Here is a 24,817-nt window from a genome sequence, read left to right on the forward strand (position 1 = left end):
ATGGAGATAAACGGCTGTCGGCTACGGTGATGCTGCGTGCTTGAGCAGGTTGATTGAATCCCGGACAATGCGGCCTCTTTTTCTAACGCTTGGGCGTGATAAACGATGTCGACAGACAAGGTTTCTGTCCACGGCAGTTGGGCTAGCCGCTGGGTTTTCATATTCGCCGCGACCGGTTCGGCCGTGGGACTGGGCAGCATCTGGAAGTTCCCCTACATGGTCGGGGTCTACGGTGGCGGCGCCTTCGTGCTGATGTTTCTGGCCTGTATCGCGCTGATCGGCATTCCGGTGATGCTCGCGGAAACCCTGATCGGTCGGCGCGCACGGCAGAGTCCGGCCAACGCCCTAAAGGTGCTGGCGCGGGAGGCCGGGCATTCGGGCAAGTGGTCGTGGGGCGCGTTCGCCGGGATGATCACGGCGCTGCTGATCCTGTCTTTCTATAGTGTGGTCGGCGGCTGGTCGCTGGATTACATCATTGATATGGGGCGTGGGGATTTCCAGGGGGCGACGGCCGATCAGGTCGGTGCCTACTTCGGTAATGTCATCGCCGACCCGTGGCGCATCACGCTGTGGCACACGGTGTTCATGCTGCTGTCGGCGGTGGTGATCGCCAAAGGTGTGGTCGCCGGACTTGAGCGCAGCCTGCGGATCATGATGCCGCTGTTGTTTGTGATGGTCCTCGTCCTGCTGGGCTACAGCATGACCACCGGGCATTTCATGGAGGGCGTGCATTTCATGTTCGACTTCCACCCGGAGAAAGTCCTTGATGGCTTGCTGCCGGCCATGGGTCACGCCTTCTTCTCGCTGAGCGTGGGCGTGGGCTCGATCATGATCTACGGCGCTTACATGACCAAGGAAGCGTCGCTGTCCGGCACCGTCGTGGGTGTGGCGCTGCTCGACACCTTCGTTTCGCTGGTGGCCGGTCTGGCGTTGTTTCCGATTGTGTTCGCCGGCGGTTTGAACCCGAGCGAAGGTCCGGGGCTGATGTTCGTCAGCCTGCCATTTGCTTTCGGTAACGTGCTGTTCGGCCAGTTGATGGGCGTGGTGTTCTTCGTTCTGGTGGCGATCGCTGCGTGGAGTTCGGCGATTTCCCTGCTGGAGCCAATGGTCGCCTATCTGGTCGAGCGGACTAAAATCAGTCGTGCGTGGGTGACATTCTGGTTGGCGTTTACCTGCTGGTTTGTCGGCCTGGGCACGGTGTTTTCCTTCAATATCTGGAAGGAAGCGAAATTTTTCGTGAACGAAGGCGGGATGTTCCATCTCTACCAATGGGGTGCCGCAGGCGGTCTGGACTTCTTTGGTGTGATCGACTTCTTCACCTCGCGGATCATGTTGCCGCTCGGCGGGCTGTGCTTTGTGCTGTTCGCCGGTTGGGTGATGGGGCGTGAAGCGGTGCGTGACGAATTGTCGATTCGCAGCCCGGCGCTGTTCGCCCTGTCTCTGTTCTTGATGCGCTATGTGGCGCCCATCGGCATTCTCGTAGTGTTTGCCACCCAGCTCTGGAAGTGACGCTTACATGACGACACATATTCAACGATCAGCGCTGCTGCCTTATCCGGCGCAATTTCTCTATGACCTGGTCAATGACGTGGCGCGTTATCCAGAGTTTCTGCCGTGGTGCTCGTCCGCGGAAGTCCTGGAAAGCTCGCCTGAACATATGCGCGCCAGCGTCGGTGTGGCCAAGGGCGGCCTCAGCCAGCACTTCGTGACGCGCAATACCCTGGTGCCGGGGCAATCGATCGAGATGAACCTTGAGGAAGGTCCGTTCAATCAATTGCACGGGGTCTGGGTGTTCAAAGCGCTGAACGAGAAGGCCTGCAAGATCAGCCTCGATCTGTCCTTCGACTATGCCGGCCCGCTGGTACGCGCCACGCTCGGGCCGCTGTTCAATCAGGCAGCCAACACGCTGGTAGATGCATTCTGCCAGCGCGCCAAGCAGATGCATGGTTGAGCCGGTGATCGAAATAGAAGTGGTGTACGCGGCGGTTGATCGTCAGGTGTTGCGTACGATCAGCGTGGCAGAAGGTTCGACGGTGCGTGCTGCGCTGTCGGCCAGCGGCATCGATGCCGACTTTCCCGAGCTGGATCTGGCGGGTTGTCCGGTCGGGATTTTCGGCAAAGTGATTGCCGATCCGGATGTGCGGGTTGTTCAGGCAGGGGATCGTCTCGAAATCTACCGAGCGCTGCTGGCTGATCCGAAAGAGGTGCGCCGATTGCGGGCCGCCAAGGCTGCCGAGGCTAAAGCCGGAAAACAGTGATTGCGCCGATCTGCAGGCAATAAAAAACCCGGAATTTCCGGGTTTTTTATTGCGTCGCAAATTATTGCGGCGAGGTGTCCAGCGGCTCTGGTGTCGGAACCGGAACGGTTTCCACACCATCGACGTCCTTCTGGATCTGATCCAGCAAGGAGCCTGGCTTGACCGGTTTTTCCGGTTTTGGCTTCTCGGCGTTTTCGGCAGGAGCGGTCACGCTGGTGCCACTGTCCTTGCCGAGAATGGCTTCGTCACGGCTCACGCCCGGCATGAAGTCACCGGACAGGCTGACAAGGCGGTCGTTAGAGTCGAAAATGACACTCATGCGTTCCTGCTGGCGTTCACCGCCACCAGGTTGCAGGCTGTACAGATAATCCCAGCGATCGGCATGGAACGTGTCGACAAGCAGAGGGTTGCCCATGATAAACCGTACTTGCGGCCGGGTCATTCCCGGGCGTAACTGGTCTATCATGTCCTGCGTGACGACATTGCCCTGCTGGATGTCGATTTTGTAAACCCCGGGGAATGAACAACCGGCGAGTGCGAGCAGTCCCACAAAGGTGAAACTGGTTAGCAAGAGCTTGGTGTTTTGCATCGGTGGGCGACTTCCACTATCTTGGCTGGGACAACGTAAACGCCGATCATACCCGCATTAAGAGAAGCTGCGAAGCAGCATCGCGAGAAAGCTGACCATGGTTGAAAATAGCGAACTACGCAAAGCCGGCCTCAAAGTGACCCTGCCACGGGTCAAGATCCTGCAAATGCTCGACTCTACCGAGCAGCGTCACATGAGTGCCGAGGACGTCTACAAGGCGTTGATGGAAGCTGGCGAGGACGTCGGTCTGGCCACGGTTTACCGTGTTCTGACCCAGTTCGAAGCGGCTGGCCTCGTGGTCCGTCACAACTTCGACGGTGGCCACGCGGTATTCGAATTGGCCGACGGTGGCCACCACGACCATATGGTCAACGTGGAAACCGGTGAGGTTGTCGAATTCGTCAGCATCGAAATCGAAAAGCTCCAGAAGGCAATTGCCGAAGAGCACGGTGTCGAGTTGGTAGATCACAACCTGGTGCTGTACGTACGCAAGAAAAAGTAAGCATGTCGCGCGAATTTCAGGTTCGCGAAACGAACGAAGGCGACCCAAGGGTCGCCTTCGTGCTTTCTGTCGTGCTTAAACCTTTGCGGTAACGACCATCTTCTTGGCGTGCGCCAGAGACTCTTTGGTCAGATCGATGCCGCCGAGCATCCGTGCGACTTCTTCTATACGGTCATTTTTGCTCAGCTTCGAGACGGCGGTGTGAGTCGCCTGATCGCCCCGCACCTTGTGCACGAACAAATGCTGATGGCCCTGCGCGGCCACTTGCGGCAAGTGCGTAACTGTCAGGACCTGACCGCGTTCGCCCAGGCGTCGCAGCAACTGGCCGACAATCTCGGCCGTAGGGCCGCCGATGCCGACGTCCACTTCGTCGAATACCAGTGTCGGCACGCGTGAGGTCTGGGCGGTGATGACCTGAATCGCCAGGCTTATCCGCGAGAGTTCGCCGCCGGAGGCCACTTTGGCCAAGGCCTTTAATGGCTGGCCAGGGTTGGCGCTGACCAGCAGTTCGACCTGTTCGAGTCCGTTGGGCAGGAGTTCGCCGCTGGCGTTGGGGCGCAGTTCGATGGTGAAGCGTCCGCCGGGCATGCCGAGGCGTTGAATCTCCTGTTCCACCGCGCTTGCCAGACTGCCCGCAGCCTGATGGCGCAGATCGCTCAGCTCACGAGCCTTTTCCTGATAATGACGGGCATATGAAGCAAGCTCTTCGCCCAGTCGTTCGATGGATTCGTCGTTGGCATTCAGGGTTTCGATTTCATCCAGCAGTTTTTGCTGCATCTCCGCGACTTCGGTCGGCTGGATCCGGTGTTTGCGTGCCAGGGTGTAAATGGCGTCCAGGCGCTCTTCCAGATATTGCAGGCGTGCCGGGTCGGCGTCGAAGTTGTCGAGGAAGCGGTTGAGTTCGCCGACAGCCTCTTCGACCTGGATCTGTGCGCTGGTCAGCAGGCTGCTGGCTTCGCCCAAGGCACCAATCGAGTTGTTCACGCTGGACAGGCGATTGAGGCTGGCGGTCAGCGCATTCAGCACATTTCCGGAATCGCTTTCGCTGCATTGTTCGACCACTTGCCGGCAGATGCCCAGCAGGGTTTCGGCGTTGGTCAGGTTCTTGTGTTCCTGCTCAAGGTCTTCCAGTTCGTTCTCGCCGAGACCGAGGTTTTCCAGTTCTTCGAGCTGATAGCTGAGCAGTTGATGACGTGCGCGTTGCTCGTCGCCGGAGTTGGACAGGCGCTCCAGCTCTTGGCGGGTCTGGCGCCAGCGCTGGGCGGCCAGTTGTACCTGTCGTGCCAGATCGGTGGCGCCGGCGTACTCGTCGAGCAGGCGACGGTGGGTATCCGTCTTGAGCAGGGATTGGTGTTCGTGCTGGCTGTGGATGTCGATCAACAGCTCGCCGAGGGCCTTGAGGTCACCGAGCGGGCAGGGCGTGCCGTTGATATAGCCACGGGAACGGCCTTCCGAGGTGATGACCCGGCGCAGGATGCACGGGCCGTCGATTTCCAGGTCGCGCTCGGCCAGCCAGGCGCTGGCTTCGGGGATGTCAGCCAGGTCGAAGGTCGCCAGGATATCGGCCTTGTCGGCACCCGGGCGCACCACGCCGCTGTCGGCGCGGTCGCCAAGGGTCAGGCCGAGGGCGTCGAGCATGATCGACTTGCCGGCGCCGGTTTCCCCGGTAATCACGCTCATCCCGCGATCGAGTTCGAGATCGAGATGTTCAACGATGGCGTAGTTGTGTACGGACAGGTGCACCAGCATAAAGGCCGCTCCCAGGCTTTAGGTCTGGTTATTTATACAGTGTTTTGTTTCAGCCTGACAATGCCCTCGCTTAGCTCGATTGGCTTGATCCGATCAAATGCTTATCGCGCCCGGGAATGACAATGCAGCACTTTTTTGTAGGGTTAATCATTGTCAGCCCTTGAAGCCTGATTTTGCGGCCCCATATACCGGGGCAGAAGCGCGAATCGAACTCGCGGACGATATTGAAAGGAGAATTCTATGGCTGACGAACAGACAGTAGATACGCAAAATCCAGAAGCCAATCAGGCGCCCGAGGCTTCGGGTGATGACCTGGCGACCCGTGTACAAGTGCTCGAAGAGCAATTGGCCGCCGCGCAGGATCAATCTCTGCGCGTAGCTGCCGATCTGCAGAACGTCCGCCGCCGTGCCGAGCAGGACGTAGAGAAAGCTCACAAGTTTGCACTGGAAAAATTCGCCGGCGACCTGCTGCCGATCGTCGACAGCCTGGAGCGCGGCCTTGAGCTGTCGAGCCCGGACGACGAGAGCATCCGTCCGATGCGTGAAGGTATTGAGCTGACCCTGAAAATGTTCCAGGACACCCTCAAGCGCTATCAGCTTGTAGCCGTAAGTCCGCAGGAAGGCGAGCCGTTCAACGCCGTGGAACATCAGGCAATGGCCATGCAGGAAAGTGCTGACCTGGAACCGAACAGCGTTCTGAAAGTGTTCCAGAAGGGCTATCAGCTCAATGGCCGCCTGCTGCGTCCGGCGATGGTCGTGGTCAGCAAGGCGCCGGCGCCGGTTTCGCCTTCGATTGACGAGAAGGCTTGAAATTAGCCGCAAGGCCCCCATTTAGAAGTCAAGCGTTTAAGTATTACCGCAGTTAGCCACCACTGCTGCGGCAACCAAATCCAAAGTTTCGGGAGAGTGAACATGGGCAAAATTATCGGTATCGACCTGGGGACTACCAACTCCTGCGTCTCCGTGCTGGAAAACGGCGTAGCCAAAGTTATTGAAAACGCCGAAGGCGCGCGTACCACGCCGTCGATCATCGCTTACGCCAACGATGGCGAAATTCTGGTAGGCCAGTCCGCCAAGCGTCAGGCTGTGACCAACCCGCACAACACACTGTTCGCGGTGAAGCGTCTGATCGGCCGCCGCTTCGACGAAGAAGTCGTGCAGAAAGACATCAAGCTGGTGCCTTACAAGATCGTCAAGGCCAACAATGGTGACGCTTGGGTCGAGGCCTCCGGCAAGCAGATGGCTCCGCCGCAAATCAGCGCCGAAGTCCTGAAGAAGATGAAGAAGACCGCCGAAGACTACCTCGGCGAAGCAGTGACCGAAGCGGTGATCACCGTTCCGGCCTACTTCAACGACAGCCAGCGTCAGGCGACCAAAGACGCCGGTCGCATCGCCGGTCTGGACGTAAAACGTATCATCAACGAACCAACCGCAGCTGCTCTGGCTTACGGTATGGACAAGGCCAAGGGCGATCACACCGTGATCGTTTACGACCTGGGTGGTGGTACCTTCGACGTTTCCGTGATCGAAATCGCTGAAGTTGACGGCGAGCACCAGTTCGAAGTACTGGCCACCAACGGTGATACCTTCCTGGGTGGTGAAGACTTCGACATGCGTCTGATCGACTACCTCGTCGACGAGTTCAAGAAAGAGTCCGGCATGGACCTGAAGAACGATCCACTGGCCCTGCAGCGTCTGAAAGAAGCCGCCGAGAAAGCCAAGATCGAGCTGTCTTCTTCGCAGTCGACCGACGTCAACCTGCCGTACATCACTGCAGATGCGACCGGTCCTAAGCACCTGAACGTGAAGATTTCTCGTGCCAAGCTCGAGTCGCTGGTCGAAGACCTGGTGAACCGTACCATCGAGCCATGCCGCATCGCTCTGAAAGACGCCGGCATCGACGCCAGCAAAATTGACGACGTGATTCTGGTCGGTGGCCAGACTCGTATGCCTCTGGTGCAGAAGGCAGTTACCGATTTCTTCGGTAAAGAAGCTCGTAAAGACGTGAACCCGGACGAAGCCGTTGCCATGGGTGCTGCGATCCAGGGCGCCGTTCTGGCCGGTGACGTGAAAGACGTTCTGCTGCTCGACGTCAGCCCGCTGACCCTGGGTATCGAAACCATGGGCGGCGTGATGACCGCGCTGATCGAGAAAAACACCACGATTCCTACCAAGAAATCGCAAGTGTTCTCGACTGCCGACGACAACCAAGGCGCAGTGACCATTCACGTCCTGCAAGGTGAGCGCAAGCAAGCCGCACAGAACAAGTCCCTGGGCAAGTTCGACCTGGCCGAGATTCCACCAGCGCCACGCGGTGTGCCACAGATCGAAGTGACCTTCGACATCGACGCCAACGGCATCCTGCACGTCGGCGCGAAAGACAAGGCGACCGGCAAAGAGCAGAAGATCACCATCAAGGCCAACTCCGGTCTGTCGGATGAAGAAATCCAGAAGATGGTGCGCGACGCCGAGCTGAACGCCGAGGAAGACCGCAAGTTCGAGGAGCTGGCCGCTGCCCGTAACCAGGGTGATGCACTGGTTCACTCGACTCGCAAGATGATCGCTGACGCTGGCGACAAAGTGACTGCAGAAGAGAAGACTGCAATCGAAGCGGCCGTGGTTGCCCTGGAAGCCGCCGTCAAAGGCGACGACAAGGCTGCCATCGACGCCAAGGTTGAAGAGCTGTCGAAAGTCTCCGCGCCGGTTGCCCAGAAGATGTACGCCGAACAGGCTCAGCCTGCCGAAGGCGCGGCACCGCATGCAGAGAAAGATGAAAAGGCTGACGATGTTGTCGATGCCGAGTTCGAAGAAGTCAAAGACCACAAGTAAGTTGTTGGTCGGCCGGTTGACTGCCTTTGGGCACTGACTGGTAGGATGTCGCCGCGCGGGAGCTTGCTCCCGCGTTGGCGTATCTGGAATACGCGAATTTTTACAGCATGCGACAAGGCTCGAATGCTGGCGGTATGGCCGGGAATGCTCCTGCTTTTCGCGCCGAAAATACCGCATGAATCAAAGACCAGGATCGTTGAATAGACGTGAGTTGGGTCCGGGCCTGTATTGGGGCTCAACGAGTTTGGCGAAGCTCAGGAGGGGTTTGCCGAACGTCCTTAAGAGTGCAAAGACTTATGGCAAAGCGTGACTATTACGAAGTGTTGGGTGTTGAGCGCGGCTCAAGCGAAGCGGACCTGAAAAAGGCCTATCGCCGTCTGGCGATGAAGCATCACCCGGACCGTAATCCCGATGACAAAGCGTCGGAAGAGCTGTTCAAAGAGGCCAACGAGGCCTACGAAGTATTGTCCGATTCCAGCAAGCGCGCGGCGTACGATCAGTACGGCCATGCCGGTGTCGACCCAAGCATGGGTGGCGGCGGTGCCGGTTTCGGCGGTCAGAACTTCTCCGATATTTTCGGTGATGTCTTCAGTGATTTCTTCGGTGGCGGTCGCGGCGGTTCCCGTGGTGGCGCCCAGCGTGGCAGCGACTTGCGCTATACCCTGGAGCTGAATCTGGAAGAAGCGGTGCGCGGTACTACCGTGAATATCCGCGTTCCGACACTGGTCAATTGCAAGCCGTGCGACGGTTCGGGCGCCAAGAAAGGTTCGTCGCCATCGACTTGCCCGACTTGCGGCGGCATCGGCCAGGTGCGCATGCAACAAGGCTTCTTCTCCGTGCAGCAGACCTGCCCGCGCTGCCATGGCCAGGGCAAGATCATTTCCGACCCGTGCGACTCCTGCCACGGTGACGGCCGCGTTGAAGAATACAAAACCCTCTCCGTCAAAGTGCCGGCCGGTGTGGATACCGGTGACCGCATTCGTCTGTCCGGCGAAGGCGAGGCGGGCACTCAGGGTGGCCCGACCGGCGACCTGTATGTGGTGATCAACGTGCGCGAGCACGCGATCTTCCAGCGTGACGGCAAGCATCTGTTCTGCGAAGTGCCGATCAGCTTTGTCGATGCGGCGCTGGGTGGAGAACTGGAAATCCCGACCCTCGACGGTCGCGTGAAGCTGAAGATTCCGGAAGGGACTCAGACCGGCAAGCAGTTCCGCGTGCGCGGCAAGGGCGTTGCGCCAGTGCGTGGCGGTGGTGCGGGCGACCTGATGTGTCGTGTGGCCGTCGAGACGCCGGTCAATCTGAACCGTCGTCAGCGTGAACTGCTGGAAGAGTTCCGAAGCTCCCTGGCGGACGACAACAGTCACTCCCCGAAAACCACCGGTTGGTTCGACGGTGTGAAACGCTTCTTCGGCGATCTGTAAGGAGTCGGCATGCGACGTATAGCTGTGATGGGCGCTGCCGGGCGCATGGGCAAGATTCTGGTCGAGGCCGTGCAGCAGTGCGCGCCGCTGACCGGTCTGACGGCCGCGATTGTCCGCCCTGGCAGTACGCTGATCGGTGTTGATGCCGGTGAGCTGGCTTCGCTCGGTCGGATCGGTGTGCCGCTTTCCGGAAATCTGGAATCGGTCGCGGAAGAGTTCGATGTATTGATCGACTTCACCCTGCCGGAAGTCATGCTGAAAAACCTGGCCTTCTGCCGCAAGGCCGGCAAGGCGATGGTGATCGGCACCACCGGGCTGGATGCTGCCCAGAAGCAGTTGCTGGCCGAAGCGGGCAAGGATATTCCGATCGTGTTCGCCGCCAACTTCAGCGTTGGCGTCAACCTGTCGCTGAAGCTGCTCGACATGGCTGCACGGGTGCTGGGTGATGATGCGGATATTGAAATCATCGAAGCCCATCACCGCCACAAGATCGATGCGCCATCGGGTACGGCCCTGCGCATGGGTGAAGTGATTGCCAGTGCGCTGGATCGTGATCTGCAGAAGGTTGCGGTCTATGGTCGCGAAGGCCACACCGGTGCGCGTGAGCGTGAAACCATCGGTTTCGCCACTGTTCGTGGTGGTGATGTGGTGGGCGATCATACGGTGCTGTTCGCCTGTGAAGGCGAACGTCTGGAGATCACCCATAAGGCTTCGAGCCGCATGACATTCGCCAAGGGTGCCGTGCGTGCAGCGTTGTGGCTGGATGCTCGCGAACCGGGTCTTTACGACATGCAAGACGTGCTCGACCTGCGTTGAACCTTGTTTGAACCCGGCGCAAACGCCCTGTTTGTGCCGGTTTTGCTCCGCCTGGCGACGCCCTGTCGCATTCTCCGGCCTTTCGGGCTCATTGGCGGTAGACCAAAAATCCCTTTTTCTGTAAGCTACAGCTTTAGTGTGTCCACTAAAAGCGCGCAGAATAATTCAGTGAAGAAGCGGGGTGACGTGTCCATACGTCACTCCGCTTTTTTACAACCTGCGATTGCCCTTTCATGCGTTATTTACGGGAGGTCTTCTTGACTAAGCCAGCCATACTCGCCCTTGCTGATGGCAGCATTTTTCGCGGCGAAGCCATTGGAGCCGACGGTCAGACCGTTGGTGAGGTGGTGTTCAACACCGCAATGACCGGCTATCAGGAAATCCTTACCGATCCTTCCTACGCCCAACAGATCGTTACCCTGACTTACCCGCACATCGGCAACACCGGCACCACGCCGGAAGACGCCGAGTCCAATCGCGTCTGGTCCGCTGGCCTGGTCATCCGTGACCTGCCGCTGGTAGCGAGCAACTGGCGTAACACGATGTCCCTGTCCGACTACCTGAAAGCCAACAATGTTGTGGCAATCGCCGGTATCGACACCCGCCGCCTGACCCGCATCCTGCGTGAAAAAGGCGCACAGAACGGCTGCATCATGGCCGGCGACAACATCTCCGAAGAAGCGGCCATCGCCGCTGCGCAAGGCTTCCCGGGCCTGAAGGGCATGGACCTGGCGAAAGTCGTCAGCACCAAGACCCAATACGAATGGCGCTCCACTGTCTGGGATCTGAAAACCGACAGCCACGCGACCATCGAAGCTTCCGAGCTGCCATACCACGTGGTTGCCTACGACTACGGCGTCAAGGTCAACATCCTGCGCATGCTGGTCGAGCGCGGCTGCCGCGTGACCGTAGTGCCGGCGCAAACCCCGGCTGCCGACGTGCTGGCCCTGAATCCGGACGGCGTGTTCCTGTCCAACGGCCCTGGTGATCCGGAGCCTTGCGACTACGCGATCAAGGCGATCAAGGAAGTGCTGGAAACCGAGATTCCGGTGTTCGGCATCTGCCTCGGTCACCAGCTGCTGGCCCTGGCCTCCGGCGCCAAGACCCTGAAAATGGGCCACGGTCACCACGGTGCCAACCACCCGGTTCAGGATCTGGACACTGGCGTCGTGATGATCACCAGCCAGAACCACGGTTTTGCGGTTGACGAAGCGACCCTGCCAGCCAACGTCCGCGCGATCCACAAATCGCTGTTCGACGGCACCCTGCAAGGCATCGAGCGTACCGACAAGAGCGCGTTCAGCTTCCAGGGTCACCCTGAAGCGAGCCCGGGCCCGAACGATGTGGCCCCTCTGTTTGACCGCTTCATCAACGAGATGGCCAAGCGACGCTAAGCGCTCGCCTTGAGACTGTAGCGAGAAGCCCCTCGAGGGCGGCCCCGAAACCGGCGGCCCCCTCGGGACTTCAGAAATCGATCAAGACGGCTTGCCGACTGACCTGCGGATTTGAGTGACAAACCCATGCCAAAACGTACAGACATTAAAAGCATCCTGATTCTCGGCGCTGGCCCGATCGTTATCGGCCAGGCCTGCGAATTCGACTACTCCGGCGCCCAGGCCTGTAAAGCCCTGCGCGAAGAGGGTTACCGCGTCATCCTGGTGAACTCCAACCCGGCCACCATCATGACCGACCCGGACATGGCCGACGCCACCTACATCGAGCCGATCAAGTGGCAGACCGTTGCCAAGATCATCGAAAAAGAGCGTCCGGATGCGGTGCTGCCAACCATGGGCGGCCAGACCGCTCTGAACTGCGCCCTGGACCTGGAACGCGAAGGCGTTCTGGAGAAGTTCGGCGTTGAGATGATCGGCGCCAACGCCGACACCATCGACAAGGCTGAAGACCGTTCGCGTTTCGACAAGGCAATGAAGGCCATCGGCCTGGAATGTCCGCGTTCCGGTATCGCCCACAGCATGGAAGAAGCCAACGCGGTGCTCGAACGTCTGGGCTTCCCGTGCATCATCCGTCCGTCCTTCACCATGGGCGGCACGGGTGGCGGTATCGCTTACAACCGTGAAGAGTTCGAAGAAATCTGCGCCCGTGGTCTGGACCTGTCGCCGACCAAGGAACTGCTGATCGACGAATCGCTGATCGGCTGGAAAGAATATGAAATGGAAGTTGTCCGCGACAAAAAGGACAACTGCATCATCGTCTGCTCGATCGAAAACTTCGACCCGATGGGCGTGCACACCGGTGACTCGATCACCGTGGCTCCAGCCCAGACCCTGACCGACAAGGAATACCAGATCCTGCGTAACGCCTCGCTGGCAGTGCTGCGCGAGATCGGTGTCGAGACCGGTGGTTCCAACGTTCAGTTCGGTATCTGCCCGAACACCGGCCGCATGGTCGTGATCGAAATGAACCCGCGTGTATCACGTTCGTCGGCCCTGGCTTCGAAAGCCACCGGTTTCCCGATTGCCAAGGTCGCGGCCAAACTGGCAGTCGGCTACACCCTCGACGAGCTGTCGAACGACATCACTGGCGGCAAGACCCCGGCGTCCTTCGAGCCGTCCATCGACTACGTCGTCACCAAGATGCCGCGCTTCGCCTTCGAGAAGTTCGCCAACGCTGATGCGCGTCTGACCACTCAAATGAAATCCGTAGGCGAAGTCATGGCCATCGGCCGTACCTTCCAGGAATCCCTGCAGAAAGCCCTGCGCGGTCTGGAAGTGGGCGTTTGCGGTCTGGACGAGAAAGTCGACCTGAGCAATCCGGAAAGCATGAGCGTGCTCAAGCGCGAACTGACCGTGCCGGGCGCCGAGCGTATCTGGTACGTGGCGGACGCTTTCCGCGCCGGCATGACCGTCGAAGAAATCTTCGGCATGAACATGATCGACCCGTGGTTCCTGGTGCAGATCGAAGATCTGATCAAGGACGAAGAGAAGGTCAAGACCCTGGGTCTGTCCGCTATCGACCGCGACCTGATGTTCAAGCTCAAGCGCAAAGGCTTCTCCGACCAGCGTCTGGCCAAGCTGCTGGGCGTCACCGAGAAGAACCTGCGCACTCACCGTCAAAAGCTGGAAGTGTTCCCGGTCTACAAGCGCGTCGACACCTGCGCTGCCGAGTTCGCCACCGACACCGCTTACCTGTACTCGACTTACGAGGAAGAGTGCGAAGCGGCGCCGTCCGGTCGTGACAAGATCATCATCCTTGGTGGCGGTCCGAACCGTATCGGCCAAGGCATCGAATTCGACTACTGCTGCGTACACGCCGCTCTCGCCCTGCGCGAAGACGGCTACGAAACCATCATGGTCAACTGCAACCCGGAAACCGTTTCCACTGACTACGACACTTCCGACCGTCTGTACTTCGAGCCGGTGACCCTGGAAGACGTGCTGGAAATCTGCCGTGTCGAGAAGCCGAAAGGTGTTATCGTCCAGTACGGCGGCCAGACTCCGCTGAAACTGGCTCGCGCCCTCGAAGCGGCCGGCGTGCCGATCATCGGCACCAGCCCTGACGCCATCGACCGCGCCGAAGACCGTGAGCGCTTCCAACAGATGGTCGAGCGTCTGAACCTGCGTCAGCCGCCAAACGCTACCGTGCGCAGCGAAGACGAAGCCGTTCGCGCTGCCGCGAAGATCGGTTATCCGCTGGTGGTTCGTCCGTCCTACGTACTGGGCGGCCGGGCAATGGAAATCGTCTACAAGGAAGAAGAGCTCAAGCGTTACCTGCGTGACGCGGTGCAAGTGTCGAACGACAGCCCGGTGCTGCTCGACCACTTCCTCAACTGCGCCATCGAGATGGACGTGGATGCGGTCTGCGACGGCAAGGATGTAGTGATCGGCGCGATCATGCAGCACATCGAACAGGCGGGCGTTCACTCCGGTGACTCCGCGTGCTCGCTGCCGCCGTACTCGCTGCCGGCGCACATCCAGGACGAGATGCGCGAACAGGTCAAGAAAATGGCCCTGGAGCTGGGCGTGGTCGGCCTGATGAACGTTCAGCTGGCGCTGCAAGGCGAAGACATCTACGTCATCGAAGTCAACCCGCGTGCTTCCCGTACCGTACCGTTCGTGTCGAAGTGCATCGGTGTTTCCCTGGCCATGATCGCGGCTCGCGTGATGGCCGGTAAAACTCTGAAGGAAATCGGCTTCACCAAGGAAATCATCCCGAACTTCTACAGCGTGAAAGAGGCGGTGTTCCCGTTCGCCAAATTCCCTGGCGTTGACCCGATCCTCGGCCCGGAGATGAAGTCCACCGGTGAAGTGATGGGTGTCGGCGATACCTTCGGCGAAGCCTTTGCCAAAGCCCAGATGGGTGCGAGCGAAGTGCTGCCGACCGGCGGTACTGCGTTCATCAGCGTGCGTGATGACGACAAGCCGCTGGTTGCAGGTGTGGCTCGTGATCTGATCAACTTGGGCTTCGAAGTGGTCGCCACTGCCGGCACTGCCAAGCTGATCGAGGCTGCAGGTCTGAAAGTGCGTCGCGTGAACAAGGTGACCGAGGGTCGTCCGCACGTGGTCGACATGATCAAGAATGACGAAGTCACGCTGATCATTAACACCACCGAAGGTCGTCAGTCGATCGCCGACTCTTACTCCATTCGTCGTAACGCCTTGCAGCACAAGATCTACTGCACCACCACCATTGCTGCTGGCGAAGCCATCTGCGAAGCGCTGAAGTTCGGTCCCGAGAAGACCGTGCGCCGCTTGCAGGATCTACACGCAGGATTGAAGGCATGAATAAATACCCAATGACCGTCCAGGGCGCGAAAGCCCTGGAAGAGGAACACGCTCATCTGACCAAGGTCGTTCGTCCGAAGCTCAGCCAGGACATCGGTACGGCCCGCGAGTTGGGTGACTTGAAGGAAAACGCCGAATACCATGCCGCCCGCGAACAGCAGGGCATGGTCGAGGCGCGGATCCGTGACATCGAAGGTCGCATGCAGAATGCCGTGATCATTGATGTGACGACCATCCCGCACACCGGCAAAGTGATTTTCGGCACTACCGTCGAGATCGCCAACGTCGAGACCGATGAAAGCGTGACTTACCAGATCGTTGGTGAAGACGAGGCGGACATCAAGCTCGGCAAGATTTCGGTCGGCTCGCCGATCGCCCGCGCCTTGATTGCCAAGGAAGAGGGCGACACGGTCGTCGTGAAAACGCCGGGCGGCGATATCGAGTATGAGATTGTCGAAGTCCGTCACATCTGAAACAGGGCGCCCGCTGCAGGCGGGCGCCATGCTCTGGCAGCTGACCCAGATGTTGTGGGTTGGCGGCCTGTGGCTGGTGCATCTCGGTCTGCGACCGGTGCTGGGTCAGATTGGGCTGGCACCGCTGCTGATCGACGAAGTCGCCAGTGCGTTTGAAGTGCCGGTGGTAGGTTTTGCTGCCGTGTGCGTGGTTTTTCAGGCTTTGGTGCTGGTACGGGCCGAAGGCCTTGTCAGTCTATGGCGAGATTTTCGCGGGCAAGTGCTGCTGATGGCGTTGTATGCAAGTGCGATGTATGTCGCAGTGCGAGTCGGCTGGCCGGATGCGCAGCGCTGGCAGGTGTTCAGCTATCTTGTTCTGGGCTTTTCCGGGCTGGTTCTGGTGATGCAGCCGGTGCCAGGGTGGAGTGGCAGGGTGCGCGAAGCACACCCTTGACCCTTGTCATCACTTGAAGCGATGGACGTTCGACAGCTGCTTGTTGACGCTGAAGTTCTTGCGATAAATCAGTGCCATCTTGCCGATGACCTGAACCAGATCGGCCTTGCCGACCTTGCACAGCTCTGCAACGGACGCCAGGCGCGCCTCGCGATCGAGAATGTTGAGCTTGATCTTGATCAGCTCGTGATCTGCCAAAGCGCGTTCGAGTTCGGCTAAAACACCCTCAGTCAAACCGTTGTCAGCTACCGTCAAAACTGGTTTGAGGTGGTGGCCGATGGATTTGTACTGTTTCTTCTGCTCTGGAGTGAGCGGCATAATCTGACCCTTTCGTCTGGATTCTGTAAAATGGCGGCCATTTTACCCGAGGGCTCGTGGATCCGCCCAATTAATCACGACCCTAATCAACGAGGTGCCCAATGGCGCGTTCCAAGACAAGCCTTGGTTGGCTGAAACGACATGTCAACGATCCTTATGTGAAACAGGCGCAGAAGGATGGCTACCGCTCGCGTGCGAGTTACAAGCTTCTGGAAGTCCAGGAGAAATACAAACTGATTCGCCCAGGCATGAGCGTGGTCGACCTGGGCGCGGCGCCCGGCGGCTGGTCTCAGGTCACCAGCCGGCTGATCGGTGGCCAGGGGCGTCTGATCGCCTCGGACATCCTGGAAATGGACAGCATTCCGGACGTGACCTTCATTCAGGGGGATTTCACTCAGGATGAAGTGCTCGCTCAAATTCTTGAGGCGGTGGGTAATTCGCAGGTGGACCTTGTGATTTCCGATATGGCCCCCAATATGAGTGGTACGCCTGCCGTAGATATGCCGAAAGCCATGTTCCTTTGCGAGCTGGCGCTTGACCTGGCGGAGCGGATTCTCAAGCCGGGCGGCAATTTCCTGATCAAGATTTTTCAGGGTGAAGGGTTCGATGTTTACCTGAAGGACGCTCGTCGGAAATTCGACAAGGTCCAGATGATCAAGCCGGACTCTTCCCGCGACAGTTCCCGCGAGCAATACATGCTGGCTTGGGGTTATCGCGGTCGCAGCGAGTAAAACAAGGTTTTTTGTCGGGGTGATAGGTTTTTCGTATTTCGCCCCGCGTGCATAAGCGAATATTGTGTAGAAAGTGTTTCACAAAGGGTTACAGACGGCGCCTGCCAGAGCTGTAGGTAATGTAGTAAGTTAGGCCGGTGAATATCATGCGAAGCGCGCGCCAGTAGCGGAGCTTGCTTCAGAGGGTAGTTAATTGAACGATATGGCAAAGAATCTGATCCTGTGGTTGATCATCGCGGCTGTCCTGGTGACGGTGATGAACAACTTCTCCAGCCCTAACGAGCCGCAGACCCTCAACTATTCCGACTTCATCCAGCAGGTCAAGGATGGCAAGGTCGAGCGCGTGGCCGTCGACGGCTACGTGATTACCGGCAAGCGCAACGATGGCGACAGCTTCAAGACCATTCGTCCGGCAATCCAGGACAATGGCCTGATCGGCGACCTGGTCGACAATCATGTCGTGGTCGAAGGCAAGCAGCCTGAGCAGCAAAGCATCTGGACCCAGCTTCTGGTAGCCAGCTTCCCGATCCTGGTGATCATCGCGGTGTTCATGTTCTTCATGCGCCAGATGCAGGGCGGTGCGGGCGGCAAGGGCGGGCCGATGAGCTTTGGCAAGAGCAAGGCGCGTCTGCTGTCCGAAGATCAGGTGAAAACCACCCTGGCTGACGTTGCCGGTTGCGACGAAGCCAAGGAAGAAGTTGGTGAGCTGGTCGAGTTCCTCCGTGATCCGGGCAAGTTCCAGCGCCTGGGCGGCCGTATTCCTCGCGGCGTGCTGATGGTTGGTCCTCCGGGCACCGGTAAGACCTTGCTGGCCAAGGCAATTGCCGGCGAAGCCAAGGTGCCGTTCTTCACCATTTCCGGTTCCGACTTCGTCGAAATGTTCGTCGGTGTGGGTGCCAGCCGTGTTCGCGACATGTTCGAACAGGCCAAGAAGCACGCACCCTGCATTATCTTCATTGACGAGATCGACGCCGTTGGTCGCCATCGTGGCGCGGGCATGGGTGGCGGTCACGACGAGCGCGAGCAGACCCTCAACCAGTTGCTGGTGGAGATGGACGGCTTCGAAATGAATGACGGAATCATCGTCATCGCTGCAACCAACCGTCCTGACGTACTGGACCCGGCTCTGCTGCGTCCGGGTCGTTTCGACCGTCAGGTAGTGGTCGGTCTGCCGGACATCCGTGGTCGCGAGCAGATCCTCAAGGTGCACATGCGTAAAGTGCCAATGGGTGATGACGTGGCTCCGGCCGTTATCGCGCGTGGTACTCCGGGCTTCTCCGGTGCTGACCTGGCCAACCTGGTCAACGAGGCTTCGCTGTTTGCTGCCCGTGCCGGCAAACGCATCGTCGAGATGAAGGAGTTCGAGCTGGCCAAAGACAAGATCATGATGGGCGCCGAGCGCAAATCCATGGTCATGTCCGAGAAAGAAAAGCAGAACACTGCCTACCACGAAGCGGGTCACGCTATCGTCGGTCGCGTTGTGCCCGAGCATGATCCGGTCTACAAAGTGTCGATCATCCCGCGCGGTCGCGCGTTGGGTGTGACCATGTTCCTGCCGGAAGAAGATCGCTACAGCCTGTCCAAGCGTGCGTTGATCAGTCAGATCTGCTCGCTGTACGGCGGCCGTATCGCCGAAGAAATGACACTGGGCTTCGACGGGGTGACTACCGGCGCCTCCAACGACATCATGCGTGCCAGCCAGATTGCACGGAACATGGTGACCAAGTGGGGGCTGTCTGAAAAACTCGGTCCGTTGATGTATGCGGAAGAAGAAGGCGAGGTGTTCCTCGGTCGTGGCGGTGGCGGTCAGAACGCCAGCTTCTCGGGCGAAACGGCTAAGCTGATCGACTCGGAAGTGCGCAGCATCATCGATCAGTGCTACGGCACCGCCAAGCAGATCCTGACCGACAATCGTGACAAGCTCGATGCCATGGCAGATGCCTTGATGAAGTACGAGACGATCGATGCTGAACAGATCGACGACATCATGGCGGGGCGCACACCTCGCGAACCTCGTGACTGGTCGGGTGGCACCGGCACTGGCACGCCTCCTCCGGTGGTTCAGGATGAGCGTCCGGAAACACCGATTGGCGGTCCGGCTGCTGACGTTTAAGGTTTGAAATGACTTCTGTACAGTCCCTGACCCGGTTGCCTTGCGGCAACCGGGTTCTTGATTTGGCCCGGACACATGTCATGGGCATTCTCAATGTCACTCCCGACTCCTTCTCCGATGGTGGCCGATACAGCCAGCTTGACGCGGCCCTGCGTCATGCCGAGGCAATGGTGTTGGCCGGTGCGACGCTGATCGATGTTGGCGGAGAGTCCACTCGGCCTGGTGCGCGAGCGGTTTCGCCACTCGAAGAGCTGGAGCGTGTGGCGCCGATCGTGGAGCTGATCAATCGCGAGCTGGATGTGATCATCTCTGTCGATACGTCGACTCCGGCGGTCATGCGGGAAACTGCGCGACTGGGCGCCGGGTTGATCAATGACGTGAGATCGCTGCAGCGTGACGGTGCGCTGGATGCTGCCGCAGCCACCGGGTTGCCGGTCTGTCTGATGCACATGCTGGGTGAGCCGGGTGACATGCAGGACAATCCGCAATATCAGGATGTCACCCGGGAAGTGAGTGAGTTTCTCGCCGAGCGTATGGAGCGATGCGCTTCGGTCGGCATTCCTGCCGAGCGGATCATTCTTGATCCTGGCTTCGGCTTCGCCAAAACCCTGCAGCACAATCTAAGCTTGTTCAAGCACATGGATGCCCTTCATGCATTGGGGCGACCTCTACTGGTTGGTGTATCGCGAAAAAGCATGATTGGACAGGCCCTGAATCGTCCTGTGGGCGAACGTCTGCATGGTGGTTTGGCCCTGGCGGCGCTGGCATTCGTCAAGGGGGCGCGTATATTGCGCGTCCATGACGTGGCGGAGACGGTGGATGTTGTGCGGATGATCGCGGCCGTGGAATCAGCCGAATAAGAATGATGGAGCGCTTATGAGCAAGAAATACTTTGGTACCGACGGCATTCGTGGTCGTGTCGGTGAATACCCGATTACGCCTGACTTCATGCTCAAGCTCGGCTGGGCTGCGGGCATGGCATTCCGGAAAATGGGTGCCTGCAAGGTACTTGTTGGCAAGGACACACGAATCTCCGGTTATATGTTCGAGTCGGCGCTGGAAGCCGGCCTGACGTCGGCGGGTGCTGATGTGATGCTGCTCGGTCCGATGCCGACGCCGGCTATCGCCTACCTGTCGCGTACTTTCCAGGCAGAAGCAGGAATCGTGATCAGTGCATCGCACAATCCTCACGACGATAACGGCATCAAGTTTTTCTCCGGTCGCGGCACCAAGTTGCCGGATGAGCTGGAGCTGATGATCGAGGAGTTGCTCGATGCGCCGATGACTGTTGTCGAGTCGAGCAAGATCGGCAAGGTATCGCGAATCAATGACGCGTCCGGCCGATACATCGAGTTCTGCAAGAGCAGTGTGCCGACCAACACCAGTTTTGCCGGTCTCAAGATCGTGATCGACTGCGCACACGGAGCGACCTATAAAGTCGCGCCAAGTGTATTCCGCGAGCTGGGTGCCGAAGTTGTGGTGTTGTCCGCCCAGCCAAACGGTCTGAACATCAACGACAACTGCGGCTCGACGCACATGGGGCAGCTGCAGGCTGCGGTGCTTGCCGAGCATGCCGACCTGGGTATCGCATTTGACGGCGATGGCGACCGGGTACTGATGGTTGATCACACGGGTGCAATTGTTGATGGCGACGAGCTGATCTTCATTATTGCGCGCGACCTGCATGAGCGTGGCAAATTGCAGGGTGGCGTGGTCGGTACGCTGATGAGCAACCTTGGCCTGGAGCTGGCGCTGGCGGATCTCGGTATTCCGTTCGTGCGTGCAAATGTCGGCGACCGTTATGTGATTGCCGAGCTGCTTGAGCGCGATTGGCTGGTGGGTGGCGAGAACTCGGGGCATGTTGTCTGCTTCAACCACACAACGACAGGTGATGCGATCATCGCAGCCCTGCAGGTGTTGATGGCGCTGAAAACCCGAAACGAAGGTCTGGCGCAAACCCGTCAGGCGTTGCGCAAGTGCCCTCAGGTGTTGATCAATGTCCGTTTCGGCGGTGGCGACAGTCCGCTCGATCACCCGGCTGTCAAGGAAGCCAGCAAGCGTGTGACCGAGGCGATGGCGGGTCGTGGGCGTGTGCTTCTGCGCAAGTCCGGGACAGAGCCTCTGGTGCGTGTCATGGTCGAAGGCGAGGACGAAACCCAGGTTCGCAGCTATGCCGAAGAACTGGCAAAACTGGTAACTGAAGTTTCTGCCTGATACGGCTTGCCAGCCATGATTGTGTTGGGTAACATCTGCGCCCACTTTGACCGACGAGGTACAGCATGCGTCGCCCTATGGTAGCTGGTAACTGGAAGATGCACGGTACCCGCGCCAGCGTCGCTGAGCTGATCAATGGCCTTCGTCATCTGGCCTTGCCAAGCGGTGTTGATGTCGCGGTATTCCCGCCTTGCCTGCATATCAATCAAGTGATTGATGGCTTGAAAGGAAAGTCGATTTCGGTCGGCGCGCAGAATTCTGCGGTGGAATCGATGCAAGGTGCATTGACCGGTGAAATTGCACCGAGTCAGTTGGTGGATGCAGGTTGTTCCCTGGTGCTTGTCGGGCACTCCGAGCGCCGCCAGATCATGGGCGAGCGAGACGGAATGCTGAATCGCAAGTTCGCAGCGGCGCAGGCATGTGGCTTGATTCCGGTGTTGTGTGTAGGGGAAACCCTGGAGCAACGCGAAGCCGGAAAGACTCTTGAAGTTGTCGGGCGTCAGCTGGGCAGCATCATCGAGGAGCTGGGTGTCGGTGCTTTTGCCAATGCAGTGATCGCTTACGAGCCGGTCTGGGCCATTGGTACCGGGCTGACTGCAACGCCGCAGCAGGCTCAGGATGTGCATAAAGCCATTCGGGAGCAGTTGGCGGCAGAGAATTCTGAGGTCGCACGAAATGTGCGGCTTCTATACGGCGGCAGCGTGAAGGCGGCCAATGCGGTCGAACTGTTCGGCATGCCGGATATCGATGGGGGGCTCATTGGTGGAGCTTCCCTGAATGCAGATGAGTTCGGTGCGATCTGTCGCGCCGCGGGAAACTGAAAAAATGCTGGAAACAGTCGTAGTCGTTTTTCATCTGCTGGGTGCATTGGGCGTAGTTGCTCTGGTTTTGCTGCAGCAGGGTAAGGGTGCGGACGCTGGCGCGTCTTTCGGAGCAGGTGCTTCAAATACTGTGTTCGGAAGCCAAGGTTCCTCTACCTTTCTTAGTAAGTTTACTGCTATACTTGCCGCCGGTTTCTTCATAACCAGCTTGGGGTTAGGATACTTTGCTAAAGAGAAGGCTCATCAGCTGACTCAGGCAGGTTTGCCAAATCCGGCAGTGTTGGAAGTTCCAAAGCAACAACCGGCTTCTGATGATGTCCCGGTGCTTCAAGAGCAAAAGTCGGCTACTCCAGCGACTGACGTACCTCCAGCTCAAGAGCAGAAGTAAGAAGGGTTTCAAACGTAGTATTGCCGAGGTGGTGGAATTGGTAGACACGCAACCTTGAGGTGGTTGTGCCCATAGGGTGTAGGGGTTCGAGTCCCCTTCTCGGTACCAATTAGTCAGGAGAGCCCGCTGTTGCGGGCTTTCTTGCAGGTGGAAGGTTACATTGACCCTACTGGGGATCGGTCGTATACTTCCGCCCCAGCTTTGTCGCGGGGTGGAGCAGTCTGGTAGCTCGTCGGGCTCATAACCCGAAGGTCGTCGGTTCAAATCCGGCCCCCGCAACCAGTTTAAGGAGCCCCTTTTAAGGGGCTTTTTGTTAGCTGGACACTTTCAACGCCGCTGTTCGACGGCGTTTCAAGGATGGGCGTTTCGCCCATTTTTTATTTTGCAAAGCATGCACATACATGCACGAGGGGGTTCAGGTGTCGAGCAAGCTAGAAGAGTTGCAGGCCTTGTTGGCCCCGGTGGTCGTGGCCCTGGGCTATGAATGCTGGGGTATTGAGTTCTCGGCTCAAGGTCGTCACTCAATGTTGCGCGTTTATATCGATAAGGAAGGCGGCGTACTGGTGGACGATTGCGCCATCGTCAGCCGTCAGATCAGCGGTGTGCTGGATGTTGAAGATCCGATCTCCGTTGAATACACCCTTGAAGTTTCCTCGCCTGGCATGGAACGCCCACTGTTCACTCTTGAGCAGTTTGCCAAATTTGCCGGTGAACAAGTAAAGATCAGGCTGCGCTCGCCTTTTGAAGGACGACGCAACTTTCAGGGCCTTCTGCGCGGTGTAGAAGAACAGGATGTCGTGGTGCAGGTAGATGACCATGAGTTCCTGTTGCCGATCGATATGATCGACAAGGCCAACATTATTCCCAGTTTTGACTGAGACGCGGATCCCGCGGATCCAATGGCTTGCGAAAGGCGAGGCGTACGATGAGCAAAGAAGTACTGCTGGTTGTTGAGTCGGTATCCAATGAAAAGGGCGTACCGGCAAGCGTAATTTTTGAAGCGCTGGAGCTGGCTCTGGCCACTGCTACCAAAAAGCGTTTTGAAGACGAAGTTGATCTGCGTGTGGAAATCAATCGCCACACCGGTTCTTACGAAACTTTCCGTCGCTGGACGGTCGTCGAAGAGAATGATCTCGATGATCCGGCCATCGAAACCTGGCCAAGCAAGGTTGCTGAAACGCATCCTGGTGCCAAGGTCGGTGACGTCGTCGAAGAAAAGATCGAATCCATCGAATTCGGCCGCATTGCTGCGCAGACCGCCAAGCAGGTCATCGTGCAGAAAGTGCGCGAAGCCGAGCGCGCTCAAGTGGTCGACGCTTATCGCGAGCGCCTGGGAGAAATCATCTCCGGCACCGTGAAAAAAGTGACCCGCGACAACGTGATCGTCGACCTGGGTAATAACGCTGAGGCGTTGCTGGCCCGTGAAGACATCATCTCTCGCGAAACCTTCCGTGTTGGCGTGCGTCTGCGTGCGCTGCTCAAGGAAATCCGCACCGAGAACCGTGGCCCGCAGTTGATCCTGTCGCGTACCGCACCGGAAATGCTGATCGAGCTGTTCCGTATCGAAGTGCCGGAAATCGCTGAAGGCCTCATCGAAGTCATGGCCGCTTCCCGTGATCCGGGTTCGCGCGCCAAGATCGCTGTCCGCTCCAAGGACAAGCGCATCGACCCGCAGGGCGCGTGCATCGGTATGCGCGGTTCGCGCGTCCAGGCCGTGTCGGGCGAGTTGGGTGGCGAGCGTGTCGACATCGTCCTGTGGGACGACAACCCGGCGCAGTTCGTGATCAATGCCATGTCGCCGGCAGAAGTGGCGGCCATCATCGTTGACGAAGATGCCCACGCCATGGACATCGCCGTTGGCGCAGACAATCTGGCTCAGGCCATCGGTCGTGGTGGTCAGAACGTGCGTCTGGCGAGCCAGCTGACTGGCTGGACCCTGAACGTGATGACCGAATCGGACATCCAGGCTAAGCAACAAGCGGAGACCGGTGACATCCTGCGCAACTTCATCGACGAGCTGGAAGTCGACGAAGAACTGGCTCAGGTGCTGGTCGACGAAGGCTTCACCAGCCTGGAAGAGATTGCCTACGTACCGTTGGAAGAAATGCTCAACATCGACGGCTTTGACGAAGACATCGTCAACGAGCTTCGCGCTCGTGCCAAGGATCGCTTGTTGACCAAAGCCATCGCTACTGAGGAAAAGCTGGCAGACGCCCATCCGGCCGAAGACCTGCTCTCGCTTGAGGGTATGGACAAGGATTTGGCGATGGAACTGGCGGTGCGCGGCGTAATTACCCGCGAAGACCTGGCCGAGCAGTCTATTGACGACCTGCTCGACATCGACGGCATTGACGATGATCGTGCCGGCAAGTTGATCATGGCCGCCCGAGCCCACTGGTTCGAGTAATTAGGCGCGGCCT

At 58.6% G+C, this 24,817-nt stretch carries 23 protein-coding genes and 2 tRNA genes; 22 read left to right on the plus strand and 3 right to left on the minus strand.

All coding sequences use genetic code 11. From position 1 onward, the window contains the following. The first annotated feature begins 105 nt into the window (after window positions 1-105). The 3 genes from DXT77_RS03475 to DXT77_RS03485 are packed head-to-tail and all read left to right on the plus strand — an operon-like array spanning window position 106 to window position 2,258. Window positions 106-1,509 (plus strand): sodium-dependent transporter, encoded by a 1,404-nt coding sequence (locus tag DXT77_RS03475; RefSeq protein WP_119426645.1) that lies wholly within the window; start codon window positions 106-108, stop codon window positions 1,507-1,509. Window positions 1,510-1,516: 7 nt separating this feature from the next. Further along, window positions 1,517-1,951 carry a type II toxin-antitoxin system RatA family toxin gene (locus tag DXT77_RS03480; protein WP_003221509.1) on the plus strand — a complete coding sequence of 145 codons (435 nt, stop codon included), beginning with the start codon at window positions 1,517-1,519 and terminating at the stop codon, window positions 1,949-1,951. Then, entirely contained in the window at window positions 1,944-2,258 is a 315-nt protein-coding gene (locus DXT77_RS03485; RefSeq protein ID WP_119426646.1) for an RnfH family protein, read from the plus strand. The genes DXT77_RS03480 and DXT77_RS03485 overlap by 8 nt, the downstream gene beginning before the upstream one ends. Window positions 2,259-2,319: 61 nt before the next feature. Here DXT77_RS03485 and DXT77_RS03490 read toward each other — a convergent pair whose 3' ends face one another. Beyond that, the gene (locus DXT77_RS03490) at window positions 2,320-2,847 is read right to left on the minus strand and encodes an outer membrane protein assembly factor BamE (protein WP_085711859.1); all 528 of its coding nucleotides are present in this window, start codon (window positions 2,845-2,847) and stop codon (window positions 2,320-2,322) included. A gap of 97 nt (window positions 2,848-2,944) precedes the next feature. On the opposite strand from DXT77_RS03490, the gene fur reads away from it, so the two are divergent. Next, a complete protein-coding gene (fur, locus tag DXT77_RS03495) occupies window positions 2,945-3,349 on the plus strand; it encodes a ferric iron uptake transcriptional regulator (protein ID WP_064119476.1) in 405 nt (134 codons plus the stop codon). Window positions 3,350-3,424: 75 nt separating this feature from the next. Here the strand turns inward: fur and recN are convergent, their stop codons facing one another. Beyond that, window positions 3,425-5,098 carry a DNA repair protein RecN gene (gene recN, locus DXT77_RS03500; RefSeq protein ID WP_085729539.1) on the minus strand — a complete coding sequence of 558 codons (1,674 nt, stop codon included), beginning with the start codon at window positions 5,096-5,098 and terminating at the stop codon, window positions 3,425-3,427. 240 nt (window positions 5,099-5,338) lie between these two features. Between recN and grpE the strand changes: the two genes are divergently transcribed. The 8 genes from grpE (at window position 5,339) to DXT77_RS03540 (ending at window position 15,812) form a co-directional block, all read left to right on the plus strand. After that, on the plus strand, window positions 5,339-5,908 hold the full coding sequence (gene grpE, locus DXT77_RS03505) for a nucleotide exchange factor GrpE (protein ID WP_085685597.1): 570 nt from the start codon (window positions 5,339-5,341) through the stop codon (window positions 5,906-5,908). A 102-nt stretch (window positions 5,909-6,010) separates the two neighbouring features. Then, window positions 6,011-7,927, plus strand: a complete 1,917-nt coding sequence (dnaK, locus tag DXT77_RS03510) for a molecular chaperone DnaK (RefSeq protein ID WP_119426647.1) — start codon at window positions 6,011-6,013, stop codon at window positions 7,925-7,927. Between the two features lie 296 nt (window positions 7,928-8,223). Next, window positions 8,224-9,348, plus strand: a complete 1,125-nt coding sequence (gene dnaJ / locus DXT77_RS03515; RefSeq protein ID WP_085711856.1) for a molecular chaperone DnaJ — start codon at window positions 8,224-8,226, stop codon at window positions 9,346-9,348. A 9-nt stretch (window positions 9,349-9,357) separates the two neighbouring features. Beyond that, entirely contained in the window at window positions 9,358-10,164 is an 807-nt protein-coding gene (gene dapB / locus DXT77_RS03520; protein WP_119426648.1) for a 4-hydroxy-tetrahydrodipicolinate reductase, read from the plus strand. A 257-nt stretch (window positions 10,165-10,421) separates the two neighbouring features. After that, window positions 10,422-11,558 (plus strand): glutamine-hydrolyzing carbamoyl-phosphate synthase small subunit, encoded by a 1,137-nt coding sequence (gene carA, locus DXT77_RS03525; RefSeq protein WP_085711854.1) that lies wholly within the window; start codon window positions 10,422-10,424, stop codon window positions 11,556-11,558. A gap of 126 nt (window positions 11,559-11,684) precedes the next feature. Next, window positions 11,685-14,906, plus strand: a complete 3,222-nt coding sequence (gene carB, locus DXT77_RS03530; RefSeq protein ID WP_119426649.1) for a carbamoyl-phosphate synthase large subunit — start codon at window positions 11,685-11,687, stop codon at window positions 14,904-14,906. Then, entirely contained in the window at window positions 14,903-15,379 is a 477-nt protein-coding gene (gene greA / locus DXT77_RS03535) for a transcription elongation factor GreA (protein WP_085711852.1), read from the plus strand. Before carB ends, greA begins: the two co-directional genes overlap by 4 nt. 28 nt (window positions 15,380-15,407) lie before the next feature. Then, the gene (locus tag DXT77_RS03540) at window positions 15,408-15,812 is read left to right on the plus strand and encodes an MFS transporter (protein ID WP_119426650.1); all 405 of its coding nucleotides are present in this window, start codon (window positions 15,408-15,410) and stop codon (window positions 15,810-15,812) included. A 9-nt stretch (window positions 15,813-15,821) separates the two neighbouring features. On the opposite strand, the gene DXT77_RS03545 is transcribed toward DXT77_RS03540, so the two are convergent. Next, window positions 15,822-16,130, minus strand: coding sequence for a YhbY family RNA-binding protein (locus DXT77_RS03545; RefSeq protein WP_011332401.1), 309 nt, complete (start codon window positions 16,128-16,130; stop codon window positions 15,822-15,824). 101 nt (window positions 16,131-16,231) lie between these two features. On the opposite strand from DXT77_RS03545, the gene rlmE reads away from it, so the two are divergent. The 10 genes from rlmE to nusA all read left to right on the plus strand — a co-directional run bounded on the left by rlmE (window position 16,232) and on the right by nusA (window position 24,804). After that, window positions 16,232-16,861 (plus strand): 23S rRNA (uridine(2552)-2'-O)-methyltransferase RlmE, encoded by a 630-nt coding sequence (gene rlmE / locus DXT77_RS03550; RefSeq protein WP_085711850.1) that lies wholly within the window; start codon window positions 16,232-16,234, stop codon window positions 16,859-16,861. Window positions 16,862-17,063: 202 nt separating this feature from the next. Further along, entirely contained in the window at window positions 17,064-18,974 is a 1,911-nt protein-coding gene (gene ftsH, locus DXT77_RS03555; RefSeq protein WP_085711849.1) for an ATP-dependent zinc metalloprotease FtsH, read from the plus strand. Between the two features lie 8 nt (window positions 18,975-18,982). Beyond that, window positions 18,983-19,834 carry a dihydropteroate synthase gene (gene folP, locus DXT77_RS03560; protein ID WP_119426651.1) on the plus strand — a complete coding sequence of 284 codons (852 nt, stop codon included), beginning with the start codon at window positions 18,983-18,985 and terminating at the stop codon, window positions 19,832-19,834. 16 nt (window positions 19,835-19,850) lie between these two features. After that, entirely contained in the window at window positions 19,851-21,188 is a 1,338-nt protein-coding gene (gene glmM, locus DXT77_RS03565) for a phosphoglucosamine mutase (protein ID WP_119426652.1), read from the plus strand. A 65-nt stretch (window positions 21,189-21,253) separates the two neighbouring features. After that, complete coding sequence (gene tpiA / locus DXT77_RS03570) at window positions 21,254-22,009, plus strand: triose-phosphate isomerase (RefSeq protein WP_119426653.1); 756 nt, start codon at window positions 21,254-21,256, stop codon at window positions 22,007-22,009. Between the two features lie 4 nt (window positions 22,010-22,013). Beyond that, on the plus strand, window positions 22,014-22,397 hold the full coding sequence (secG, locus tag DXT77_RS03575) for a preprotein translocase subunit SecG (protein WP_011332406.1): 384 nt from the start codon (window positions 22,014-22,016) through the stop codon (window positions 22,395-22,397). Between the two features lie 22 nt (window positions 22,398-22,419). Then, window positions 22,420-22,505 (plus strand) — tRNA-Leu (locus DXT77_RS03580). A gap of 97 nt (window positions 22,506-22,602) precedes the next feature. Continuing rightward, window positions 22,603-22,679, plus strand: a tRNA-Met gene (locus tag DXT77_RS03585). A gap of 137 nt (window positions 22,680-22,816) precedes the next feature. After that, the gene (gene rimP, locus DXT77_RS03590; protein WP_065260004.1) at window positions 22,817-23,275 is read left to right on the plus strand and encodes a ribosome maturation factor RimP; all 459 of its coding nucleotides are present in this window, start codon (window positions 22,817-22,819) and stop codon (window positions 23,273-23,275) included. Window positions 23,276-23,322: 47 nt separating this feature from the next. Further along, the gene (nusA, locus tag DXT77_RS03595; protein ID WP_003221546.1) at window positions 23,323-24,804 is read left to right on the plus strand and encodes a transcription termination factor NusA; all 1,482 of its coding nucleotides are present in this window, start codon (window positions 23,323-23,325) and stop codon (window positions 24,802-24,804) included. The last annotated feature ends 13 nt before the right edge of the window (window positions 24,805-24,817 follow it).

This window comes from Pseudomonas sp. 91RF, from assembly GCF_003576265.1.
Taxonomy (GTDB): domain Bacteria; phylum Pseudomonadota; class Gammaproteobacteria; order Pseudomonadales; family Pseudomonadaceae; genus Aquipseudomonas; species Aquipseudomonas kribbensis.